Here is a 22,480-nt window from a genome sequence, read left to right as displayed (position 1 = left end):
AGTCCTGCGATCAGGCCGCGAGCGACTTCACCTTTTCAGTGACGAGCGAAACGCGCGTGCTGATCGGCTGGGCGACGTCGCCGGCCAGCTTCAGCATGGCTTCGCTGTTCTTCGCGGTTTCCTTGGCGAAGGCGTCGAAAGTGGTCGACAGCAGTTCGCTCTGAAGCTGGAAGAATTCGGTCGGCGACTTGACGGAAGCAAAGCTCTTCATCGTCGCGGTGGCCTTCTCGAAGCTCTTGCGGCCATATTCGGCGGCGTCCTGGCCCATCGCCTCGACACCCTTCGCAGCGATCTTGCCGGATTCGACGAACGCTTCGACATTGCCCTTGGTGATGTCGCTCAGTTCACCGAGCGCCTTGGTCGACTTTTCAACGCCGGCCTTCGCCTTCTGGTTGAATTCGGCGAATGCGCTCTCAAGCTTCGCCTTCGCTTCGTCGGTGATCTTCTTCGTCGTTTCAATAACGTCCGTCATCATCGCATTTCCTTCTGCTTGCACCAGAGCGGCTTCTACGACCGGTTCCGGGGTCTTTTCTTCCTGGAGTGGCGCCGCCACGGCGGGAATGTCCGTCGGTGCAGCAATCTTGGGTTCCGGCGCAGCCTTCGCCACGGCAGGAACGGGAACGACCTTCCGAGTATAGGTCCTTTTGGGCTTGGGCGCCGGCGTGACCGCCTCACCCGTCGCGGCGGCGGCGGCGTTCAACGCCTGCGTCGCGGTCAATACAGCAGGTTCAGGCGCAGCGGCGGACGCGGCGACAGCCTGTTTGCGCGCAACGCTGACCCGCGGCTTGACGATAGGCGCCTTGGCCGCGCGCTTGGCGACGGGACCAGGTTTGGAGCTTTTCGGTTGCTTGGCCACGACGGTCCTCACCTTTGTTGCGTTGCACAATAGCCGAGTCGTAGGGTTAATGCAAGTCTTTATTGTGCAGTGCAGCAAAATGCGCGGCGAGCCCTGCAAGCGGTTATGGAAAGGGGATTTTACCGCGTCTTGACATAGCTCCCGGGGGCATCCTCCAGCGCCTTCAGCTTGCCCTTGCCCGGCTTTCTCGCGCCCTTTGCGGGAACCTTCGCCGGGGTCATGTCCTCAATCCACGCCAGCCAGTCCGGCCACCAACTGCCCTTGGTTTCTTTCGCACCCGCAACAAAATCGTCCAGCGTCGCCACCGGCGCGTCATTGGTCCAATATTGATATTTGCCCAGCGACGGCGGATTGATCACCCCGGCGATATGACCCGACCCCGCCAGCACGAAGCGCAGCGGACCGGAGAAATGCTCGGTCAGTTTCCAGACGCTGGAGACCGGGGCGATATGATCCTCCTGCCCCGCCTGAATATAGGATGGCGTCTTGACCCGGTGCAGATCGATCGGCGTGCCATCGACGGTTATGCCGCCCGGAACCGCCAGCTTGTTGTCGCGATACAGATCCGCAAGATAGGCCTTGTGCCATTTCGCGGGCAGGTTGGTGGTGTCGCCATTCCAGAACAGCAGGTCGAACGGCGGATAGTCCTGACCCAGCAGATAATTGTTGATCACATAGTTCCAGATGAGGTCGCGGCCGCGCAGCAGGTTGAAGGTCGCCGCCATATAGCGCCCGTCGAGATAGCCGGGCGACGCCAGTTGATCGACGAGCTTCAGTTGCTCGTCGTCCACGAACAGGGTCAGGTCGCCCGCCTTGCTGAAATCGACCTGGGCCGTGAAATAGGTGGCGCTCTTGACCTTCGCCTCCTCACCCCGCGCGGCGAGCAGCGCCAACGTGGCGGCAAGGGTCGTCCCCGCGACGCAATATCCGACGGTATGGACGCTCTCCACGTCCAGCAGGTCGCGCACCGTATCGATGGCGTCGATCTGGCCCTTCAGGATGTAATCGTCCCAGATGACATCCTTCATCGTCGCGTCCGCCGACTTCCACGACACGATGAACACGCTGATCCCCTGCTCCACCGCCCAGCGGACGAAGCTTTTTTCCGGCGAGAGATCGAGGATGTAGAAGCGGTTGATCCAGGGGGGGAAGATGACCAGCGGCGTTTCAAGCACCTTGTCGGTCGTCGGCGCATAATGGATGAGCTGGTAGAGCGGCGTTTCCTTGATGACCTTGCCCGGCGTGGACGCGACATTGCGGCCAAGTTCGAACAGGGAGCCGTCAGTGTGGGTAAGCTGGCCCTTTTCCATGTCGGCCAGCATATGCTTCAGGCCCTTGAGCAGATTTTCGCCGCCCGTCTCCAGCGTCTTGTCCAGCACCTTGGGATTGGTCAGCGGAAAATTGCTGGGCGACATGGCGTCGACCAACCCCTGCGTCGCGAAGCGCAGTTGCGCCTTCTGCTTGGGATCGACGCCATCCACGGCGTCCGACAGGCGCAGCAGATAATCCGACGCCAGCAGGTAGCTTTGGCGGATGAGGTCGAACAGCGGATGCTTCGCCCAGGCGGGATCGGAAAACCGCCTGTCCTTGCGCGCGGCGATGCTGTCCGCCGGGGCGGGCGCCGGCTCCTTCGCCATCAGGCCGCCGCTGTCCAGAAAGCGCTGCCACAGGGCCATGCCCTCATTGGCGAATTCCGATTGTATGGCCGCAACCGTCTGCGGATCGAAGGGCATGGGATAGCCGGGCACATGCGCCGGGGCGTCCGAAACCGCCTGGCTGGCGCGTTCCAGCATCATCTGCTGCGCCCGGCCGATCACCCTGGTCCAATGCTGCATCTGGTCGAGAGAGGGGAGTTCCAGGGTTTCGCCGTCACCTTGCGCCATAATCGTCTCCCCTGTTCTCCCGTCCCTCTGGCAAGGAGTCCTCCCCCGGTATATAGGCCGTTTGCCGTCACATAAAGCGGCGTCGCAACTTCCGTTCCATTCATGGAGAGATCGAGAGAGACAATGTCCGAAGAATTTTACCGCATGAAGCGCCTGCCCCCCTACGTCATCGCCGAAGTCAACGGCATGCGGGCGGCTGCGCGAGCGGCGGGCGAGGACATTATCGACCTCGGCATGGGCAATCCCGACCTGCCGCCGCCCGACCATGTGATCGACAAGCTGGTGGAAGTCGCGCGCAAGCCCAACGCCCATGGCTATTCCCAGTCGAAGGGCATTCCGGGGCTGCGCAAGGCGCAGGCCAATTATTATGGCCGCCGTTTCGGCGTGGATGTCGACCCGGAGACGGAGGTCGTCGTGACCATGGGGTCGAAGGAGGGGCTGGCCAGCCTCGCCACCGCGATCACCGCGCCCGGCGACGTCGTGCTGGCGCCCAACCCCAGCTACCCGATCCACATGTTCGGCTTCATCATCGCGGGCGCGACCATCCGGTCGGTGCCGACGACGCCGGACGAGAATTATTTCCGCGCGCTCGACCGGGCGATGGCCTTCACCGTGCCGCGCCCGTCGATCCTGGTCGTCAACTATCCGTCCAACCCGACGGCGGAGACGGTGGACCTGGCCTTTTACGAGCGGCTGGTCGCCTGGGCGAAGGAGAACAAGGTCTGGGTCCTGTCCGACCTTGCCTATTCCGAGCTCTATTATGACGGCAACCCAACGCCCTCCATCCTGCAGGTGCCGGGCGCGAAGGACATTGCGATCGAGTTCACCTCGCTCAGCAAGACCTATTCGATGGCGGGCTGGCGCATCGGCTTCGCGGTCGGCAACAAGCAGTTGATCGCGGCCATGAGCCGGGTGAAATCCTATCTCGATTATGGCGCGTTCACGCCGATCCAGGCGGCGGCCTGCGCGGCGCTCAACGGCCCGCAGGACATCGTGCAGAAGAACCGCGAACTGTATCACAAGCGCCGCGACGTGCTGGTGGAGAGCTTCGCCCGCGCCGGGTGGGACATTCCCGCGCCCAAAGCGTCGATGTTCGCATGGGCGCCCCTGCCGCCCGCGCTGAAGGATATGGGCAGCCTGGAATTTTCCAAGCAGCTCCTGACCCATGCCAAGGTCGCGGTCGCGCCCGGCGTCGGTTATGGCGAGGATGGCGAGGGCTATGTCCGCATCGCCATGGTGGAGAATGAGCAGCGGCTTCGCCAGGCGGCGCGCAATGTGAAGCGCTATCTGCAATCGATGGGCGTCAACACTTCGGACGGAAAGGCGTTGGCGGGCTGATCATCCCCATGATCCCGATACCACAAGTGGCACAGGTGGCGCAGGTCATTCAGCTTGCGCTGGCGCCGGTGTTCCTGCTTGCCGGTATCGGGGCGTTCCTGAACGTGTGCACCGGGCGGCTGGCGCGCGTCATCGACCGCGCGCGGGTGATCGAGGACCGCATCCTGCATACGCGCGGGCGGGAGCATGACAGGATGGTGAGCGAGATCCGGGTGCTCGACCGCCGGATATCCGTGGTGAACGCCGCCATTTTCCTGACCGTGGCCAGCGCCTGCGCCGTGTGCCTGGTCGTCATCCTGCTGTTCGCATCGGAATTGATGGGCGCGCATCTGGGCACCGCGATCGCCCTGCTGTTCATCACGGCGATGTTGCTTCTGGCGACGGCTTTCGGCACCTTCATCATAGAGATCGCGCTGGCGTCGCGGACAATCCACATCCGCAACGAAGTGCTGTTCCACGAGGCGGAGGCCGATGAAACCACACACTGAAAAGCGGCTGCTTCAGAGCGTGGTTGCGATCGCCTGCGTCGTGCCGGTCGCGGCGGGCATGGCCGGGCTGATCCTGGGGGCCGAGTGGTTCAGGGGCATTGAAGCGCCGCCGATCGACCTCGACAGCCACCTGCGCTACCTGAGCGGGATATTGATCGCCATCGGGATCAGCTTTGCCCGCTGTATCCCGGATATCGAGATCAAGACGGAGCGCTTTCGCCTGCTCTGTTTCCTGGTGATTTGCGGCGGGCTGGCGCGGCTGGTGTCGATGGTGATCGATGGCCTGCCGTCGGAGGGCCATATATTCGGCCTGATCATGGAACTGGGCGTCGTTCCCCTTCTGATGGTCTGGCAAGGGCGGCTTGACCGGCGCTTCCAGACTATCGTGCACCCTCCAAGGGAGACCCCGCATCCACTGTTGGGGAAAAAGAAGGTCTCACCCTGATCTTCGCCGCCTGTTCATAGGCGTAACCGGCATTCAGCACCGTCTGATCGGCATAGGCCGTGCCGACGAAACTCAGGCCCACCGGCAATCCGCGCACCAGCCCCATCGGGACGGTGAGGTGCGGATAGCCCGCAATGGCGGCTGACCCTGTGGAACCGCTCGGCCCTTCATATTGATCGCCCCACACCGTATCGGACGGCCATGCGGGGCCGTAGCTGATCATCGCCAGCAGGGTTAGCCGGTTGGCCGTCAGCATCGCGTCAATGCCTTCCTTGCCCGCCAGCCGCAGCGACTTTTCCCGCGCGGCGCGATAGGCCGGATCATCCAGCCCGCCCTTCGCCTGCGCCATTTCGAAAATGTCCTGGCCGAACAGCGGCATTTCTTTTTCCGCCTCCGCCGTGTTGAAGGCGATCAGGTCGGCGAGTGTCCGCACCTTCACCTTGCCGGGCGAAGTCGTGGCGAGATAGTCGGCCAGGTCCGCCTTCAACTCATATTTCAGCACGTCATAACTGGCGTCGCCCATCCCCTCCGCCTTGGGCGGCGTGATCTCCACCAGTTCCGCGCCCGCGGCCTTCAAAACGTCCAGAGCGGATTGGAAGCGGGCAAGCAGTTCCGGCTGCGCGCCCCTGCGGATCACGCCAATCCGCATGCCGCGCAGGGCGCTGGCGTCGAGCGCGGCGGCATAGTCATGCGCGTGGGCCATGGCGTCTTTCGTTGCGGGATCGGCGGGATCTCTCGCGATCATGGCGGACAGGAGGATGGCGGCGTCCCGCACCGTTTTCGCCATGGGGCCGGGCGTGTCCTGGCTATGGCTGATCGGGACGATATGGGTGCGGGGAATGAGGCCAAGCGTGGGCTTCAACCCGACAAGGCCGGTCATGGAGCTGGGGCAGATGACAGAGCCGTTCGTCTCCGTGCCGACCGCACCGGGCGCGAAGCCCGCCGCCACGGCCGCGCCGGAGCCGCTCGACGATCCGCAGGTCGTCCGGTCCAGCGCATAGGGATTGCGGGTCAGGCCGCCGACCGCGCTCCAGCCGCTCATCGAGCGTTCCGACCGGATATTCGCCCATTCCGACAGGTTGGTCTTGCCCAGGATCAACGCGCCCCGCGCGCGCAACGCGGCCACGACAGGCGCGTCGCGGCCATTGTCATTGGCGATCAGGGCCAGCGACCCCGCCGTCGTCGGCATGCCGAGCGTTTCGATATTATCCTTGATCAAAATCGGCACACCGTGGAGCGGCCCGCGCAATTTTCCGGCCTTGCGCTCCGCATCCATTTCCCGCGCCTGCGCAAGCGCATCCGGGTTCAGGGCAATGATGCTGTTGAGCCGTGGCCCCTTGCGGTCAAGGGCGGCGATACGCTTCAGATAGGCGCGGACGGCCTTTTCGCTGCTTGTCCGGCCCGCCGCCATATCGGCGGACAGGTCCGAGATCGGTTCATCGGCAATATCGGGCGGAGCCGCCTGCGCAGCCGCCGGGATGGCAGCCGGAACAGCGGAGGCCAGCATCAGGAAGATCGGCAGCGAAAGGCGCATGGTCGCGGTCTCCAGACATGAGAGGGGCCGCCGGAACATATGTTCCGACGGCCCGTCAATTGCATGGTCAGCGGCCGGAAGTGCCGCCCAGGGGAAACGTGTATCGCGCTATCTTCCAACGGATGACGGCGGGATCTGAGCGATCCGGGCCTGTCTCGATTTTTGGAAGGTTCGACGCTTCGGCGTCGCTCAGCGGCGCGTTTCCCGAATGGACTTGACCGACCCCATTGCTGAACCATGAGACATCGGATCACCTCCTTTCGCGTTGTTGAAACTGCGCGGACCGGTTTTTGGCCGTGGCCTTATCCGTCCACAGCCAATGTGTGAATCAAATATGGGGATGGATCAAGGCTTGTAATATTCTTTTTTCGAATCATAATCATGCGCTCGCGCCGGTCGATCCGTGTCCCGCGCCTCACTGTTTCCCGAACTGGATGCGCAATTCATCCTTGGCCTTTTCCAAGGTTTTCCGCTGCTTTTCGGACAACTGCTTTCCCGCGCGATTGATGTAGAAGGTCAGCATCGACATGGTGGACCGGAACGGCGATCCCTTGCGCCGCTTCGAATGTTCGGCGGACCGTTTCAACGATGCGGCGATTTCCCTGGGGTCATCGCCGGCGAACACATCCTTTTCCAGATCCAGCGCATCGCTATGTTCCGTGACGTGTTGCGACCATTTTCTGGCGGTCATGGAAACCTCCCGTACCGCTCAATGATGTTTGAAATATTGCACTTCCCGTTCGTGCTTCTCCGCCGCGGAGCGCGTGTCGAACGTACCGAGATTGCGGCGCTTCCCGGTACTCTCATCCTTCTTGCGAGAATAAAGCCGGTACTGGCCGGATGCGAGCTTTCGGATCATGGCGTTTCTCCGTCCATAGGAACGGCAGGAGCCAGGGGAGAGTTCCGTCAGCCGCGGCAATCCTCGATCACACGCGCCACCTCCGGCCAGGAAGGCAGCACCAGCGTCGGCAGGCCGGACGTTTCTATGGCGAAGCGGCCGCGGCTGAAGGCGATCTGGTCAAGCGCGGCGTCCCCGGCGGACCGCGCCGCAATGACATGCGGCACCGAAGCGCCGTCGTTCGACGCAGGCCATTGCACAGCGCCAAAGGTGGTGCGCACGGTCATGCCGCCGCCCGATGCCGGAACGGTTCCGGGGCGGGAGAACAGAATCCGGCGGCCGCCCAGATCGCACCGCACCGTCAGCGCCGCCTCGTTCGCCGGGGGACCGAACAGCGCCACGGACCCGCCCTGCTCAACGCGATAGCTCCAGTCGCCCGGCGTCAGCGGCCGCTCCTGCCAGTCGCCGGTGGGTTCCGGCGCGGGCGGCGGCGCCGGGGGCGCAGCGGGCGGAGGCGGCGGCGCTTCCACCGGTTTGGAGGCTGGAACGCATGCGGCAAGCGCAAGCGTGATGAGCGAAGCGGTAATCGGGAAACGCATCAGACGTTTATGCCCAAGGGGACTCCGGGTCTCAACCGCTATTCGTCATCCATAGCGACGGAGCCGCCCCGGCGCGGCGGCGCAGGGCGGAGAGACCAGCGGGAGCCACCTGAAAGCAGCCAGTCGCCAAGGCTTGCCTTGCCCCCCTGTTCCAGACGCGCCAGCGCATCGTCCAGCGTGTCGCCGCGCGGCGGCTGCGCCATGCCGCCAGCCTCCGCGACCATGCGAAGGACCAGCCTGCGCTGCACCTCTCGCGGGAAATCGGTGGATTGCAGGATGATGGCGTCGCCATCCTTCACGATATGGCGGGCGGCAAGTTCGCTGACCATCCAGTTCAGCGCCTCCTCCGATTCCGCAAGCGCGGCGGCGCTTTTCGCCGCGGCGACGGGATCGAGCCAATCGGCGCCGGCCAGGTGGCGGCGCATATTGGCGCGGTCGAACCGGGCGTCGCTATTGCTTGGGTCCTCGACAAAGGGGAGGCCAGCGTCATGCGCCAGGGCGATCAGTTCCGCCTTCCGCCAGCCGAGCAAGGGGCGCAGGACCGCGCCATTGCGCCGCCGCACCCCCGCCAGACCAGCGACGCCCGCGCCGCGATTAAGCCGCATCAGGATGGTTTCAAGCTGATCATCGGCATGGTGGGCGGTCATCAGCCAGTCGATGCGCCTGTCCACCCTCCATCGGTCCAGCAGGGCATAGCGGGCCGCGCGGGCGCTGGCCTGCAGGCTGCCCGTGATCGGAACATCAGGCGTCAGGATGCTGTGCGGAATGCCCTGCGCCCCGCACCAGTCCGCCACCATGGATGCTTCTTCACGGGACGCGGCGCGCAAGCCGTGATCCACGGTCGCCGCCTCCACCCGGCCGGGAAATGCCCGCGCCGCCAGAAGGAGCAGCGCCATGCTGTCCGGCCCGCCGGATACGGCAATGCCGTATCGCGCATCGGCAGCAGTGCTGGAAAGCCCCTCTACCTCGTCCCTGAAACGTCCGGCAGCGGCGTCAGGCGCCGCATTTCGCACGGGTCCTGCCCTTTTCCATCATGCCGCGAAGCGTGGCGGACAGGGTCGATCCATAATCCTGTTCAAGCTGGCTATAGACCTTGCAGGCATCGGCGGGTTTCTTGAGCTGGATCAGCGCCTCGCCAAGCCAGGTGAGGCTGTCGGCGGCGCGGTCGCCCTTCGGGCGCTTCTGATAATTCTCATAGAAAGCGACCGAGGCGAGCGCGGGCTTTCCATCGTCCAGATAGGCGCGGCCGAGCAGGTTCGAGATACGGCTGGCGAACCCCGACGAAGCATATTTGTCCAGCGCGGATTTCAACTGGGCCTGCGCCTCCGGGTAGAATTTGGCGTCCCACAAGCGGAAGCCATAGGTATAGGCGTCACCAGCCGCATCGCCGGTTTCCGGCCGTTCCACCACCGCGACGGCATTTCTGCGCGCATCGCTGGCGGCAGGCGTGGGAGTCACCTTCGGAGGAGCCGACGCATTGGCGGGCGTGGCGGCAAGCGGCGGCGGCGAAACCGTGGATGCCGTGGCGGCCGCCATATCCGCCTTATATTTCGCGAAGGCGTCCTCAAGCTGCTTGATCTTGTAGGCGTTCTGTTCGGTCTGGCCGGTGAGGGACGCGAGCTGCCCCTCCAGCGCATCGACGCGGGCCATCAGGTCGGACAAGGGCGTGGACGCAGGCGTGCCGATCTGCGCCGGCGCGGCCGGTTGCCGGGTGATCTCCGGCTCTATCGGCGCCCCGCCGGGGAACACCTTACGCTGTACCGCCCGCACTTCCTTCTCAAGCCTGTCCACGCGCGTTTCGATAGGCACGGACTGCGCGGTCGCGGCGGATGCGATCGGCAGCATCAGCGACAGGGTAGAAACGGCGAGAACGGCGTGGCGCATGGAAATCCTTCTGCTCGAAGATCGGCCGCTAACCATAATGGCTTTCGTCATCACGTAAAGCGCGCCTTTACGGAGCGGGCGAGGAAACGGCCGGTTTTGGCGGAACGGGCGGGCGCGCCAGCAGCGCGGCGGCGCTGATCGGGAAATCCGAAATCGTCTTTACCGCCGTGCCCAGAGGCGGCACCGGACGGCCGCCCACGGTCACGGCCAGTGCGTCCGGCCTGCCCGTCAGGATCATCGGATTATTGGCGTTGGGCGGAACGGTGAAGCTCTCACCCTTTTCCATCTGCTTTTCCAGCAACCGCTCGCCGGCCTGATCGTAGATGCGCAGCCAGATGGTGTCGGTGGCCGTCAGAACGACCGGACCGTCCGCCGGGGCCTGCCGCGCCGCCGCCGGCCGGACAGCGCCCGATGCGGCGGGAGGCGGAGCCTCCGCCGCCGCCTGCACATCAGCCTGAGGCGTGTAAAGCTGCGTCCGCCACACGCCATATCCAACCATCAGCAGCAGGGCGATGAGGCCAGCGGTCCAGGCCAGGGCGCGTGAGGGCACCCGTGCGGGGTCGGCGGGCTGAAACGCCTCATAGCGCGCCGCCTGCATGTCCGATCCAAGTTCGGCGCGGACGTCGGACGCTATCGCGACCTCATCCATATCGACCGCGCGGGCATAGGCGCGCGCAAAGCCGACGGCATAGGGAATGCCCGGCAAGGATGTAAATTCGTTGCGTTCAAGCACCTCAAGCTGCCTGATCGGCACGCGGGTCCGGGTCGCCACCTCCTGCAGCGAAAGCCCAAGCGCCTCGCGGCCCCGGCGCAACTTGTCGCCCGGCCTGTCCATGTCCAGCGTACCCTGATCTTTTGTTTCTTTTTTTTCAGCCATGCCCCGTACCCCAGGGAGCCGCCCGTGCGACCGACCGCCTTGTTTCACTCACAAGCACATCCTGTCAACGCCCCTGCCGGTGAAATCATGAGCATCAACAGCCCATCGCTAACTAAGGTCTATCTGTCGCTCATTCGCCCAATTTTCCAGCGCCTGCCGCGCATTGGCGGTGCCATCGGTCAGCAATCGCTGCATTTCCTTCTGCAGCGGTTCGAGTTCGAGAGTGCGGATCATCGCCTTCACAGGTCCCACCGAGGCGGGCGTGATCGACAGGCGGCGAATGCCCAGGCCGATAAGCGCCATCGCCTCCAGCGTGCGCCCGCCCATCTCCCCGCAAATGCCGACGGGCACTTCATATTGGACGCACGCCTTCTGAATCCGCGACAGGAAGCGCAAGATCGCGATCGACAGCCAGTCATAGCGTTCGGCGAGTTTGGGATGCGCCCGGTCCGCCGCGAACAGGAATTGCGTCAGGTCGTTCGTGCCCACGGACAGGAAATCGAGCTTGGGCAGCAGGATGTCCAGCACCTCGGCAAGCGCGGGCACCTCCAGCATCGCGCCGTAGCGGATGGCGTTGGGCAGTTTCTTGCGCTGACCGGCGAGCCATTCGCGCTGCCGTTCGATCAGCGCTTTAGCATCGTCAAATTCCCAAGGCTCCGAAATCAGCGGGAACATGACATAGAGGGTCTTGCCCGCCGCAGCCTCCAGCAAGGCGCGGGCCTGCGCCTTCATCAGGCCATCGCGATCCAGCGCCAGCCGCAGCGCGCGCCAGCCCATCGCCGGATTATCCTCTATGGCGTCCTCATCCTGCCGCATATAGGGCAGCGCCTTGTCGCCGCCGATATCGACCGTGCGGAAGATGACCGGATGATCGCCCGCCGCGTCCAGCACCTCTTTATACAGGCGCTGCTGCCTTTCCCGCTGCGGCAGGGTGGCGGACACAAGGAACTGGAACTCCGTACGGAACAGGCCGATGCCGTCCGCACCCACCAGGTCGAGCGCCGAGGCGTCGTCGCGCAGCCCGGCATTCACCATCAGCTCGATCCGGGTGCCGTCCTTCGTCACGGACGGCAGGTCCCGCATCGCGGCGAAGGCAGCGCGGCGTTTCTGCGTCAGAGCCAGCTTATTCTCGAACGCCTCCTCCATATCCGGGGTCGGGCGCACGAACAGGCGGTTTTCGGTGACGTCCATGAGGATCGGCTCGCCCTCATTCACCAGACGCCGGATATCGCGGATGCGGCCAAGCACCGGCACGCCCATCGCCCGCGCAACGATGGTGACATGCGCGGTCAGCGATCCTTCCTCCAGGATCACGCCCTTCAGCCGCCGCCGGTCATATTCCAGCAATTCGGCAGGCCCCAGGTTGCGCGCGATCAGAATGGCGTCCTGCCGCAAACCGAGTTGCGCCGCCGTGCCAAGCTGGCCCGACACGATGCGCAGGAGGCGGTTCGCCAGATCCTCAAGATCGTGCATGCGGTCCTGAAGCAAGGGATCGTCAATCTGGCGCATGCGCATGCGGGTGCGCTGCTGCACACGCTCGATCGCCGCTTCGGCTGTCAGACCGCTGTCGATCGCTTCGTTGATCCGGCGCGCCCAACCCTCGTCATAGGCGAACATCTTGTAGGTTTCGAGCACCTCCTGATGCTCGCCGTCGCCGCCAAATTCGGACGCGCCCGCCATGCGCTCAATCTGCTCGCGCATCTTGGCGAAGGCGGAATAGACGCGCTGCCGCTCCGCCTCCACATCCTCCGCCACTGTATGCTCGATGGTGATGCGCGGCTGGTGAAACACGGCATGGCCGCGCGCCATGCCCATGACGATGGGCAGGCCGGACAGGATATTCGACCCGGTTTCCAATACGCGGCCGTCGAGCGGATTTTCATCGGCCAGGCCCGCATTGGCGATCAGCTCCGCCAGAACCATGGCGACCGTCTGCAGCGCCTCTATCTCGATTTCTTCGTACCGGCGCGGCTCCACATGCTGCACGCACAGCACCCCGACCGACTGCTGCCGCCGGACGATCGGCACGCCGGCGAAGCTGTGGAACAGTTCCTCGCCCGTCTCCGGAATATAGGCGAAGTCAGGATGCGTCGCCGCTTCATCCAGGTTCAGCGTCTCGACATTGGCGGCGATGGTGCCGACCAGCCCCTGCCCCATGGCGAGCTTCGCGACATGCACGGCCTCCTGCTTCAGACCGCGCGTCGCGAACAGTTCCAGCACGCCCTCGCGCAGCAGATAGATGGAGCAAACCTCGCTCGACAATTCCTCGCCGATGATCTCGACCACCTTGTTGAGCTTCTGTTGTGCAGCGAACCGCGACGCCATAAGCTCGTGCAGACGATTCAATATCTTGCGGGCTGCGATGGCGGGAGAGGTGGACATAGCGCATCGCTAACAGAAAGGCGCTGCGCTTTCCAATGGGGATAACAGCCATATTGGTGGCGGGATCCGCCGCCCCGCTCGTTAAGACTATTCAGCCATATTGGTTATGACCGAGGGGACGTGGATATGAGTATTGCCGTATTGACCGAAGAAGCCCGCGACGATCTGCTCGCCCGTGGTTATTCCCGCCGCCAGTTGGGACGGATCGGGGCCTTGCTGGGCGCGGGCGCCGTGCTGAGCCAGTTTTCCAACCCTGCGCAGGCGCAGAGCCAGGCCGCAAAGGCGCTGATCGGCGGAACGCGCATCGGCGCGAACGAATGCTGGACCGGGCCGCTGGCTCCGGGCGCGCAGGCCGGCGCAGCCATCGTCGCCGAGGGCAACCGCTACAATACCGCCGAAGCCTACACCGCCCTGATGGACGCGGTGTCGAAGGTGGAGAATGTTCCGGTGGACCGCATTCTGGCATGGGCGGGTTCCGGCCCGCCGCTGGCCCGCACGGTGCTCGCCTTCTGTTCGCCTGAGCGCGGCGTCGTAACCGGCGATCCCACGTTCGAAACCGTGTGGGGCATGGCCGCCGCCACCAAGACCAAGCTGAGCAAGGTGCCGCTGACCGCCGATTATCGCCATGACGTAAAGGCGATGCTGGCCGCCGATCCGACCGCCAGCTTCTTCTACATCTGCACGCCGAACAACCCGACGGGCACGGTCACGCCGCTGGCCGACGTGGAATGGCTGGTCGCCAACAAGCCCGCCGGTTCGGTCGTCGTCGTCGACGAAGCCTATCTGCACTTCTCCGAAGCGCCGTCGGCAGTGAAGCTCGCCGTGACGCGCGACGACGTGCTGATCCTGCGCACCTTCTCCAAGCTGTTCGGCATGGCCGGCATGCGCCTCGGCCTCACCATCGGCCACCCGGACCTGCAGAAGAAGCTGATGATGTACGACCGGGCGCCCGACCTTTCGGTGACGGCCGTGGCTTGCGGCACCGCCAGCATAACGCAGGCGGACCTGATCAAGGCGCGCCGCGCGGAAATGATTGCGGTGCGCGAGGAAACGCTCGCCCATCTCAAGAAGCGCAAGATCGCCTACATCCCCGGCTCTGAAGCGAACATGTTCATGATCGACTGGAAGAAGCTGTCGCCCGACGAAAAGCACACCAAGAAGATGCAGAACGCCTTCCTGGCCGAAAACGTCCAGATCGGCCGCGCATGGGATATCTATCCGTCGGTGTCGCGCGTCAGCGTAGGGTCGAAGGAAGACATGCAGAAATTCTGCGCCGCGCTGGACAAGATCCTGACGGCATAAGCGTTTCGGGCGTCCCGGTTCATGCCGGGACGCCAGAGCGGAAAGATCAGGCCGCGCGCCGCTCCAGGGCGGCCGCGGCCTCTTTCATGAGGGTCGCGATGATTTCCGTGACCGGTTCTTCCTTCGTGACCATGCCGACGGACTGACCGGCCATCAGCGAGCCGCCGTCCACATCGCCATCAATAACGGCGCGGCGGAGCGCGCCCGCCCAATAATGTTCGATCTGAAGCTGCGCCTCGGTCATGTCGACAGCGCCGCTGTCCAGAAGGTTGGCGACCTCCCGCTGCTTGGCGGTGAAATTCTCCGTGCCGGCATTTTTCAATGCGCGCACCGGGATGACCGGCAGGCGTGGGTCGATCTGGACGCTGGCGACAGCATCACGGGCCGATGCGCGCAGAAACGCCTTCTTGAAATTGGGGTGCGCAATGGATTCATTGGCGCATACGAAGCGCGTGCCAAGCTGCACGCCCGACGCCCCCATTTCCAGATAGGCGGCGATCGCTTCGCCCCGGCCAATGCCGCCAGCGACGAACACCGGAAGCTGCTCCGCCATTTCGGGCAGGATTTCCTGGGCCAGCACGCTGGTCGCGACCGGGCCGATATGGCCGCCCGCCTCCATGCCCTCCACCACCAGCGCGTCGACGCCCGACCGCGCAAGCTTCTTCGCCAGCGCCAGCGCGGGCGCGAAGCAGATCAGCTTCGCGCCGCTCTGCTTGATCGCCTCAATGCTGCCCTTGGGCGGCAATCCGCCGGCGAGAACCACATGGCCGACATCATGACGCGCGCACACCTCTATCAGATCGAACAGCAACGGGTGCATGGTGATCAGGTTCACGCCGAACGGCTTATCCGTCAGCGCCTTGGTCGCGATGATCTCCGCATCCAGCAGGTCGGGCGTCATCGCACCGCAGGCGATGACGCCGAAACCGCCCGCATTGGAGATGGCGGAGACCAGATTGCGTTCGCTGACCCAGCTCATCGCCCCGCAGAGGATCGCCGTCTCGCAGCCGAGAAATTCGACGCCTCTGGCCATGAGGGACGTAAGCTTGGTCATGCGATTTCCTATTTTATTGGCCGCGGACGGCGGCCAGATTGGCGACAATGGCGGCGTTGTAGGCGCGATAGGCGCTTTGCACCAGCGCAGTCCAGCGTGGCAGGTCGACAGCAATGGCGCCGCTTTCGGACGGGTTCCACGCGCCATAATCGCCAGCGGTCGACATGGAGGATACGCCGCCGGACGCCGTGAAGGGCGCATCAATGACCACATCCTTGGCCAGCATCATCGTGCTGGGCGCGGCGATCCCCGCCGCCTGGCCGACCTGAATATTGACGGGAGACGGCAGGCGGATCGCGAACTGGGTGTCGATATCGACGCTTGCGCGCTTCGCCCCCGCCAGCGTCCGGCTGGTCTTTGCGTCAGCGTCGGCAAAGTCGATGGTGAGCGAAGGTGAGACGAAGGCCGCGTCCATCGCCAGCGCCGGTTTGCTGAGCTTGTTGCCCTTGCCGAAATTGGCGAGCATGCCGAAGCCGCTGACCTTGCCCGCCGCCTGATACAAGTCAGTGAGCGGCGCGGCGTCGGCGCCCACGCTGACATAGGCTTTCTTGACGCCCGACCCGATGACCATACCACCGTCGCGATTTTCCTCAATATTGCCAGGGATGAGGACAACCCCCGCCGTCCGCGCAGTGTCCGTCACGGTCGCGTCGTCGATCAGGGGGATGTTCGCAGCGGCGAGCTGCGCCTTCAAATCCGCATGCGCCTCATTGGCCAGACGCCGCATCACCGCCTCATCCACACCGCCCAGGCTTGCGCCCGCGCGCGCCTTCGTGCCGATGCTGGCATTGGCGGACGCCCGCTGCGCCGTGACGAAGTTGATCGAATAGGACAAGACAGCGATCTTGACGCCTTTCAAGCCATAGGAATTGGGCTTGGACAGTTTGACCGGCGGAACCGCCACGTCCTGCGCCTGAGCAAGAACAGGCAAAGTCGCCAGAAATAATGCAGACACAATCGATAGATTACGCATGATGAATCCTCCCCTCCACAAGAGGATTTCGGCAGTCTAGCGAAATAGCGTGCAGGTCAAGCCGCTGGCGCGTCGAGTCCATAGGCAGTGTGCAATACTCGGACAGCCAATTCCGTCTCATCCTCGTCGATGAGAACGCTGACTTTGATTTCGCTGGTCGAGATCGCTTCGATGTTGATGCCGCGATCGGCCAGCGTCTTGAACATCGTGGCCGCGACGCCCGCATGGCTGCGCATGCCGACGCCCACGACGCTGATCTTGGCGACCTCCGCATCAGTGATGATCCGGCGGAAGCCGATCGTTTCCTTGAGCGCCTCCAATATGTCGACACTGCGCGCGAGGTCGGCGCGCGGCACGGTGAAGGTGACGTCCGTCTCCTCCGAATCCTTGCTGTCATTCTGGATGATCATGTCGACGTTGATCGCAGCGTCCGCGAGCGGGCCGAAGATGCTGGCCACCGCGCCCGGCTTGTCGGGCACGCGGGTCACGATGATCTTCGCCTCATTCTTGTCATGGGCGATGCCGGTGATGAGCTGACGTTCCATCTTGCTGTCCTCAATTTCTTCTTCGCTGACGATCAGCGTGCCGGGCAGGTCTTCCTGGGTGGGGTCGTCGAAGGAGGAGAGCACCTGAACGCGCACGCCTTCCTTCATGGCGAGGCCGACGGATCGGGTCTGGAGCACCTTGGCGCCGACCGAGGCCAGCTCCAGCATTTCCTCATAGGTAACGAGATCAAGCTTGCGGGCGCGGGCGACGATGCGGGGATCGGTCGTGTAGACGCCATCGACATCGGTGTAGATGTCGCAGCGGTCCGCCTTGATCGCCGCCGCCACCGCGACCGCCGAAGTGTCGGACCCCCCACGGCCGAGCGTCGAGACGCGGCCATCGTCCATCATGCCCTGAAAGCCGGGGATGACCGCTACCTGCCCGCTCGCCATCGCGGCCAGCAGGTCGTCGGTCTCGATGGTCGATACGCGCGCCTTGGCATGCGCCTCCACCGTGCGAATGGGAAGCTGCCAGCCGAGCCAGCTCCGCGCTTCAACGCCCATGGCCTTCAGCGTCATGGCGAGGAGGCCGCTCGTCACTTGTTCGCCCGAAGCGACGACGACATCATATTCGGCGGCGTCGTAAAGCGGCGAGGCTTCCTTGCAGAAGCCGACCAGCCGGTCGGTCTCACCCGCCATGGCGGAGACGACGACGGCCACTTCATTGCCCTGCGACACGACATGTTTCACGCGCGCCGCGACGTTGCGAATCCGCTCCATGCCCGCCATGGAGGTGCCGCCAAACTTCATCACGATGCGCGCCATAATTGCTGTAAGCCCTGAATTTTCGTAACACTATGTCGGGAAAAGGCCCCGCCCTGTTCAAAGAGCGGCGTCCCTATAGTCAGCAAGGACCATGATGGCAAGCAACGCAAATACCACTATCGATCCGCGTGAAGCTGCGCATTTCGGGACGCTGGCGGCGGAATGGTGGGACCCGAAGGGCAGCAGCGCGATGCTGCACAAGCTGAACCCCGTCCGCCTGCGCCATGTCCGCGCGGCCATCGATGCGCATTGGGGAACCGGCAACCGGACGATGCGGCCGCTGGAAGGCAAGCGGGCGCTGGACGTCGGCTGCGGCGCGGGATTGCTGACCGAACCGCTGGCCCGCATGGGTGCGCAGGCCATGGGCATCGACGCTGCGCCGGAGAATATCGCCGCGGCGCAGGCCCATGCCGGGCAGATGGGCCTGACGATCGACTATCGCGCCACCGGGATCGAATCTCTCGACGCCGGCGCGTTCGATCTGGTGACCAGCATGGAGGTGATCGAGCATGTCACCGATCCCGCGCTGTTCGTTCGCGGGCTTGCAAAGGCGCTGGCGCCCGGCGGCCTCATGATCCTTTCAACGCCCAACAGGACAAACCTGTCCCGCTTTGCGATGATCACCATCGGCGAGGGGCTGGGCCAGATTCCGAAGGGCACGCATGACTGGAGCCGTTTCCTGAAGCCGGAGGAGCTGGAGGCGCTGCTGGCCGAGGCCGGACTGGTCGTGACGGAGACGGCCGGCCTGTCCTTCAGCCCGGCCAAGGGGTTTATCCTGTCGGAGAATCAGGCGCTCAACTATCTGATGACGGTCGTCCACGCGCCGAAGGAGTAAGCCATGCCGACCGCCGATCCGCGCATCGACGCCTATATCGCGCGGCAGGCGGCCTTTGCCCGGCCCATGCTCAGCCATCTGCGCGCGCTGGTGCATGCCGTGTGCCCGGATACGGTCGAGGCCGTCAAATGGGGCATGCCCTTCTTCACCTACAAGGGGAAGAATCTCTGCCAGATGGCGGCGTTCAAAGAGCATATGTCCTTTGGCCTGTGGCATGGCGGCGACCTTATGGGACCGAAGGCGGAAGGGTCCGGCATGGGGCAGTTCGGCAGGATCGCCGCGCCGGAGGATTTGCCGGACGACGCCATGCTGACCGGCCTGATCCTCAAGGCGATGGCGCTGATCGATGCAGGCACGGTAGCCACGCGGATGCAGCGCAAGGCCCCCCGCCCCGCATTGCCGGTGCCGCCTGAATTGCAGGCGGCGATTGACGCCAATCCGGCGGCGGCGAAGGTCTGGGCGGAGTTTTCACCGGGGAAGATACGCGACTATGCCGAATGGATCGGGGACGCCAAGCGCGCGGAGACGCGGGGAAAACGCATCGCCGAGGCGGTAGGATGGATCGCCGAGGGCAAGGACCGGAACTGGAAATACCGGTGAGGGTGCGGGTTTAGGGCTGCAGCGCCGTTCGATTGGAGCGTGGCGGAAGGAGTTGAGAGTAGCTTGCCGGGGACGCTCTCTCGCGAAAGTGGCGTGCTCCTGTGGAAGTAGTGTGCTCCGGCGAAAGCAGGAGCCCAGATCGGACGGTGGAACTGGGCTCCTGCTTTCGCAGGAGCACGCTGTATCGATGCGGGTTGCTCCTGCCGAAGCTCACTCCTGCAGCGACACGCCGGGGCTGCGCGGATCGGCAGCGCCGATCCATTTGCCATCGGGCAGGCGTTCCGCGGCATTGGCCTTCAAGCCCATCTTCGCCACGCTGACCGTATGGCCCAGCTTTTCCAGCGCCGGTTTCATCGGCTCCAGATTGGTGCCCTGTTCAAGCACCAGCCCATCCTTGTTGAAGAAGATCAGCCCCATCGCGATCGAATCCTGCGCCGATATCCCCCAGTCGAAATGGGCGATCAGCGCCTTGGCGACCTGCATGATGATTGTCTTTCCGCCCGCCGCGCCAACCGTGAAGATCGGCTTGCCCGCCGCGTCATAGACAATGACCGGGGACATGGACGACAGCGGACGCTTGCCCGCCTCCACACGGTTGGCGACCGGCGCGCCGTCCTTTTCCGGCGCGAAGGTGAAATCGGTCAGTTCATTGTTCAGGCTGAAGCCGTTGGCGACAAGCTGGCTGCCGAAGAAGCTTTCGATCGTGGAGGTCATCGACACGATGTCGCCATCATGATCGATCGCGACGAAATGGCTGGTCCCCGCCACTTCGGACGAGATCGCGGCGGTGCGCGGCTCCGCCCCCGGAGGCGTGCCCGCCTCATAGGAAGGCAGCGTTTTGGTCAGCGAGATGAGCCGTGAGCGCCGCGCCAGATAGGCCGGGTCGATCATGCCCGCGATCGGCATCTTCACGAAATCGGGGTCGCCCAGATATTTTTCGCGGTCGGCATAGGCGAGCTGCATCGCCTCCCCAATCACATGCCAGGACAGCGGATTGTCCTTGCCCCATTTTTTGAGGTCGAAACGCTCGACCATGCCAAGCACTTCCAGCACCGTCACGGCGCCAGACGATGGAGGCCCCATGCCGCAGATCGTATAAGCGCGGTAATGGCCGCAGATGGCGGGCCGCTCCTTCGCCCGGTAGGCGGCAAGGTCAGCCTCCGTCAGCGGCACGGGGTTTTTGGGCGCGTTGGTCACCGCCGCGCTGATCGCCCTGGCGTTTTCACCCAGATAGAAGGCATCCGGCCCCTCGGCCGCGATGCGCCTGAACAACGCGGCCAGCGGCGGATTGCGCAGGATCGTCCCGATGGGAACCGGCGCGCCATCCTTCCAATACATCTTCTGGATTTCGGGGAAGTCCTTCCAGATTGGCTCGACCGCCTTCAACGCAGTGTAGAGCCGCTGCCTGACTTCAAAACCGTCCTCCGCCAGACGGATGGCCGGACCGAACAGGTCGGCCCAGGGAAGCTTGCCCCATTTTTCATGCGCCATGGCCGCGAGGCGCAGATTGCCCGGCACCCCGACCGAATATCCGCCCGGCCATGCCTGAATGAAAGGGAGCGGCTTTCCATCCGGTCCCATGAAGCGGTCGGGCGTCGCCGCCGCAGGCGCGGCTTCCCGCCCGTCGATCGTGTCGAGCACGCCCGTCTTGCCGCCATGGTGGAGCAGGAAGCCGCCGCCGCCAATGCCGCTATTATGCGGTTCCACCACCGTCAACGCGATCATCATGGCCAGGGCCGCGTCGGTGGCGTTGCCGCCCTTGCGCAATATCTCCTGCCCGGCGGCGGCTGCGCGCGGATCAGCGGACGATACGACCCCGGCGGACGCGACGTCCGGCTCCCGCGCGGACACCGCCGGAGGAAGGAAGGATGCGGACAGGGCAAAGGCGACGAAAGCGAGGGTGCGGGATATCATCCCGCAAGACTATCGACCGGGTTTCCTCCCGCAACCTTTTTGTTGCAGATGCTAAGCATCCGCGCCGACAGCCTGCGCCACATTGGCGAAGCCATCCCGCGCCAGAAGGCGTTTCAGCCCCGCATTGACCCTGCGCGCCAGCCAGGGGCCTTCATAGACCATCGCGCTGTAGAATTGGACCAGCGCCGCCCCGGCCCTGATGCGGGCATAGGCATCCTCTGCATTGGCGATACCGCCCGCCGCGATCAGGGGGATGGCGCCGCCCGTGGCCGAACGGAAATCGCGCAGCCGCTGCTGCGCCAGATCGCGAAGCGGATCGCCCGACAGGCCGCCTGTCTCGCCCGCATGGGCGGAGCGCAGTGCGGGGCGGGATATGGTGGTGTTCGATATGATCAGCGCATCCAGCCTGTGCGCGATGCCAAGGGCGGCGATATCGTCCACATCGGCAGGCTCGAGATCCGGCGCGACCTTCAGGAAGATGGGCGTGCGATCATCCCCGCGCGCAGTCATCACGGCGGAAAGCAGATCATCCAGCGCGCCCTTGTCCTGCAGAGCGCGCAGGCCCGGCGTATTGGGCGAGGAAATGTTGATCGTCAGATAATCGGCAAAGGGCGACATGCGGCGCACGCCAGCGGCATAGTCCGCGATCCTGTCGCTGGAATCCTTGTTCGCGCCGATATTGACGCCGATGACGCCGCCATGCCGGCCAAGGCCGGACAGCCTGCGCGCCGCGCTTTCCTGCCCGCCATTGTTAAAGCCCATGCGGTTGATGACCGCCCTGTCCTCCACCAGCCGGAACAGCCGGGGCTTGGGATTGCCCGCCTGCGGAAGCGGGGTCAGCGTGCCAAGTTCCGCGAAGCCGAAGCCCAGCGCATGCATCTTGTGCGCGACCTCGCCATCCTTGTCGAACCCGGCGGCCAGACCCACCGGATTGGGGAAATCGATGCCCGCCACATGGCTCGCCAGAACAGGGTCCGCAGGCCCCGGATTACCCGCCGGCATGGCCCTAAGCGCGGCAATCGTCAGCCGGTGCGCCCGCTCGGCATCCAGCAGAAACAGCAGAGGGCGGAAAAAAGGGTAAACCATGCTGTCCCTTCAGACGGCTTGATGGGAAAAATTAGAACCAAAACCGTTGGATTCTGTCACAAAAGCGCCAACTCATGTGCCGAAGTGACACGTAAAAGCAACTATCCTTCGCTGCACTGCACATTTTCGGTTCGCATTGGCCGCAAATGTCGAATCCATCCAATAAAAGTGAGAATCACCTGCAGTAGAGCGCTGCTGCGACCCGAAGGGCTCTTGGTCACCCGACTAAAGAGACCTTTTACTTGGCCCGGATGGCTCCATGCCCTCCGGGCCATTTTTTTT

The 22,480-nt window shown here is 64.1% G+C and carries 21 protein-coding genes; 6 read left to right on the top strand and 15 right to left on the bottom strand.

The window, feature by feature from the left end; translation table 11 throughout:
• Nucleotides 1-10 precede the first annotated feature (10 nt).
• Both BHQ40_RS07450 and BHQ40_RS07445 read right to left on the bottom strand, forming a co-directional pair.
• The gene (locus tag BHQ40_RS07450) at nucleotides 11-856 is read right to left on the bottom strand and encodes a phasin family protein (RefSeq protein WP_070154425.1); all 846 of its coding nucleotides are present in this window, start codon (nucleotides 854-856) and stop codon (nucleotides 11-13) included.
• Between the two features lie 119 nt (nucleotides 857-975).
• The gene (locus BHQ40_RS07445; protein ID WP_070154423.1) at nucleotides 976-2,739 is read right to left on the bottom strand and encodes a PHA/PHB synthase family protein; all 1,764 of its coding nucleotides are present in this window, start codon (nucleotides 2,737-2,739) and stop codon (nucleotides 976-978) included.
• 123 nt (nucleotides 2,740-2,862) lie between these two features.
• Here BHQ40_RS07445 and BHQ40_RS07440 point away from each other — a divergent pair, with 123 nt between their 5' ends.
• From BHQ40_RS07440 to BHQ40_RS07430, 3 genes are read left to right on the top strand one after another with little or no spacing between them, the layout of a single operon-like run.
• Nucleotides 2,863-4,077, top strand: coding sequence for an LL-diaminopimelate aminotransferase (locus BHQ40_RS07440; protein ID WP_070154421.1), 1,215 nt, complete (start codon nucleotides 2,863-2,865; stop codon nucleotides 4,075-4,077).
• An 8-nt stretch (nucleotides 4,078-4,085) separates the two neighbouring features.
• On the top strand, nucleotides 4,086-4,565 hold the full coding sequence (locus BHQ40_RS07435) for a DUF2721 domain-containing protein (RefSeq protein ID WP_070154417.1): 480 nt from the start codon (nucleotides 4,086-4,088) through the stop codon (nucleotides 4,563-4,565).
• A complete protein-coding gene (locus tag BHQ40_RS07430; protein WP_070154415.1) occupies nucleotides 4,549-5,010 on the top strand; it encodes a DUF4345 domain-containing protein in 462 nt (153 codons plus the stop codon). The genes BHQ40_RS07435 and BHQ40_RS07430 overlap by 17 nt, the downstream gene beginning before the upstream one ends.
• On the opposite strand, the gene BHQ40_RS07425 is transcribed toward BHQ40_RS07430, so the two are convergent.
• From BHQ40_RS07425 to ptsP, 8 genes are all read right to left on the bottom strand, one after another.
• Nucleotides 4,946-6,544, bottom strand: coding sequence for an amidase (locus BHQ40_RS07425; RefSeq protein WP_070154413.1), 1,599 nt, complete (start codon nucleotides 6,542-6,544; stop codon nucleotides 4,946-4,948). The two genes, BHQ40_RS07430 and BHQ40_RS07425, sit on opposite strands and share 65 nt — an antisense overlap.
• A 415-nt stretch (nucleotides 6,545-6,959) precedes the next feature.
• Nucleotides 6,960-7,235, bottom strand: coding sequence for a DUF3175 domain-containing protein (locus BHQ40_RS07420; protein ID WP_070154411.1), 276 nt, complete (start codon nucleotides 7,233-7,235; stop codon nucleotides 6,960-6,962).
• Between the two features lie 18 nt (nucleotides 7,236-7,253).
• On the bottom strand, nucleotides 7,254-7,403 hold the full coding sequence (locus BHQ40_RS25610; protein WP_139139218.1) for a hypothetical protein: 150 nt from the start codon (nucleotides 7,401-7,403) through the stop codon (nucleotides 7,254-7,256).
• 47 nt (nucleotides 7,404-7,450) lie between these two features.
• Entirely contained in the window at nucleotides 7,451-7,981 is a 531-nt protein-coding gene (locus BHQ40_RS07415; RefSeq protein ID WP_070154409.1) for a hypothetical protein, read from the bottom strand.
• 38 nt (nucleotides 7,982-8,019) lie between these two features.
• Entirely contained in the window at nucleotides 8,020-8,994 is a 975-nt protein-coding gene (tilS, locus tag BHQ40_RS07410) for a tRNA lysidine(34) synthetase TilS (protein WP_070154407.1), read from the bottom strand.
• Nucleotides 8,975-9,865 carry a tol-pal system YbgF family protein gene (locus BHQ40_RS07405; protein ID WP_070154405.1) on the bottom strand — a complete coding sequence of 297 codons (891 nt, stop codon included), beginning with the start codon at nucleotides 9,863-9,865 and terminating at the stop codon, nucleotides 8,975-8,977. The genes tilS and BHQ40_RS07405 overlap by 20 nt, the downstream gene beginning before the upstream one ends.
• A 67-nt stretch (nucleotides 9,866-9,932) precedes the next feature.
• Nucleotides 9,933-10,742, bottom strand: a complete 810-nt coding sequence (locus BHQ40_RS07400; protein ID WP_070154403.1) for a helix-turn-helix domain-containing protein — start codon at nucleotides 10,740-10,742, stop codon at nucleotides 9,933-9,935.
• A gap of 108 nt (nucleotides 10,743-10,850) precedes the next feature.
• The gene (gene ptsP, locus BHQ40_RS07395; RefSeq protein ID WP_070154400.1) at nucleotides 10,851-13,124 is read right to left on the bottom strand and encodes a phosphoenolpyruvate--protein phosphotransferase; all 2,274 of its coding nucleotides are present in this window, start codon (nucleotides 13,122-13,124) and stop codon (nucleotides 10,851-10,853) included.
• A gap of 126 nt (nucleotides 13,125-13,250) precedes the next feature.
• Here ptsP and BHQ40_RS07390 point away from each other — a divergent pair, with 126 nt between their 5' ends.
• Entirely contained in the window at nucleotides 13,251-14,426 is a 1,176-nt protein-coding gene (locus BHQ40_RS07390) for a pyridoxal phosphate-dependent aminotransferase (protein ID WP_070154398.1), read from the top strand.
• A gap of 46 nt (nucleotides 14,427-14,472) precedes the next feature.
• On the opposite strand, the gene BHQ40_RS07385 is transcribed toward BHQ40_RS07390, so the two are convergent.
• The 3 genes from BHQ40_RS07385 to BHQ40_RS07375 are packed head-to-tail and all read right to left on the bottom strand — an operon-like array spanning nucleotide 14,473 to nucleotide 17,763.
• The gene (locus BHQ40_RS07385; protein WP_070154396.1) at nucleotides 14,473-15,480 is read right to left on the bottom strand and encodes an NAD(P)H-dependent flavin oxidoreductase; all 1,008 of its coding nucleotides are present in this window, start codon (nucleotides 15,478-15,480) and stop codon (nucleotides 14,473-14,475) included.
• 13 nt (nucleotides 15,481-15,493) lie between these two features.
• A complete protein-coding gene (locus BHQ40_RS07380; RefSeq protein ID WP_070154394.1) occupies nucleotides 15,494-16,453 on the bottom strand; it encodes a hypothetical protein in 960 nt (319 codons plus the stop codon).
• A gap of 56 nt (nucleotides 16,454-16,509) precedes the next feature.
• Nucleotides 16,510-17,763 (bottom strand): aspartate kinase, encoded by a 1,254-nt coding sequence (locus BHQ40_RS07375; RefSeq protein WP_070154392.1) that lies wholly within the window; start codon nucleotides 17,761-17,763, stop codon nucleotides 16,510-16,512.
• 94 nt (nucleotides 17,764-17,857) lie between these two features.
• Here BHQ40_RS07375 and ubiG point away from each other — a divergent pair, with 94 nt between their 5' ends.
• On the top strand, nucleotides 17,858-18,598 hold the full coding sequence (gene ubiG / locus BHQ40_RS07370; RefSeq protein WP_070154459.1) for a bifunctional 2-polyprenyl-6-hydroxyphenol methylase/3-demethylubiquinol 3-O-methyltransferase UbiG: 741 nt from the start codon (nucleotides 17,858-17,860) through the stop codon (nucleotides 18,596-18,598).
• 3 nt (nucleotides 18,599-18,601) lie between these two features.
• On the top strand, nucleotides 18,602-19,198 hold the full coding sequence (locus BHQ40_RS07365) for a YdeI/OmpD-associated family protein (protein ID WP_070154390.1): 597 nt from the start codon (nucleotides 18,602-18,604) through the stop codon (nucleotides 19,196-19,198).
• A gap of 210 nt (nucleotides 19,199-19,408) precedes the next feature.
• On the opposite strand, the gene ggt is transcribed toward BHQ40_RS07365, so the two are convergent.
• Together ggt and BHQ40_RS07355 are read right to left on the bottom strand one after the other, a co-directional pair.
• Nucleotides 19,409-21,112, bottom strand: coding sequence for a gamma-glutamyltransferase (gene ggt / locus BHQ40_RS07360; protein ID WP_070154388.1), 1,704 nt, complete (start codon nucleotides 21,110-21,112; stop codon nucleotides 19,409-19,411).
• 51 nt (nucleotides 21,113-21,163) lie between these two features.
• The gene (locus BHQ40_RS07355; protein WP_070154386.1) at nucleotides 21,164-22,198 is read right to left on the bottom strand and encodes a quinone-dependent dihydroorotate dehydrogenase; all 1,035 of its coding nucleotides are present in this window, start codon (nucleotides 22,196-22,198) and stop codon (nucleotides 21,164-21,166) included.
• Between the last annotated feature and the right edge of the window lie 282 nt (nucleotides 22,199-22,480).

The sequence above is a fragment of the Sphingobium phenoxybenzoativorans genome (assembly GCF_001757355.1).
Classification (GTDB): Bacteria; Pseudomonadota; Alphaproteobacteria; order Sphingomonadales; family Sphingomonadaceae; genus Sphingobium; species Sphingobium phenoxybenzoativorans.
The sequence above is the reverse complement of the archived record's forward strand: the minus strand, read 5'-3'. Positions and strand labels throughout refer to the sequence as shown.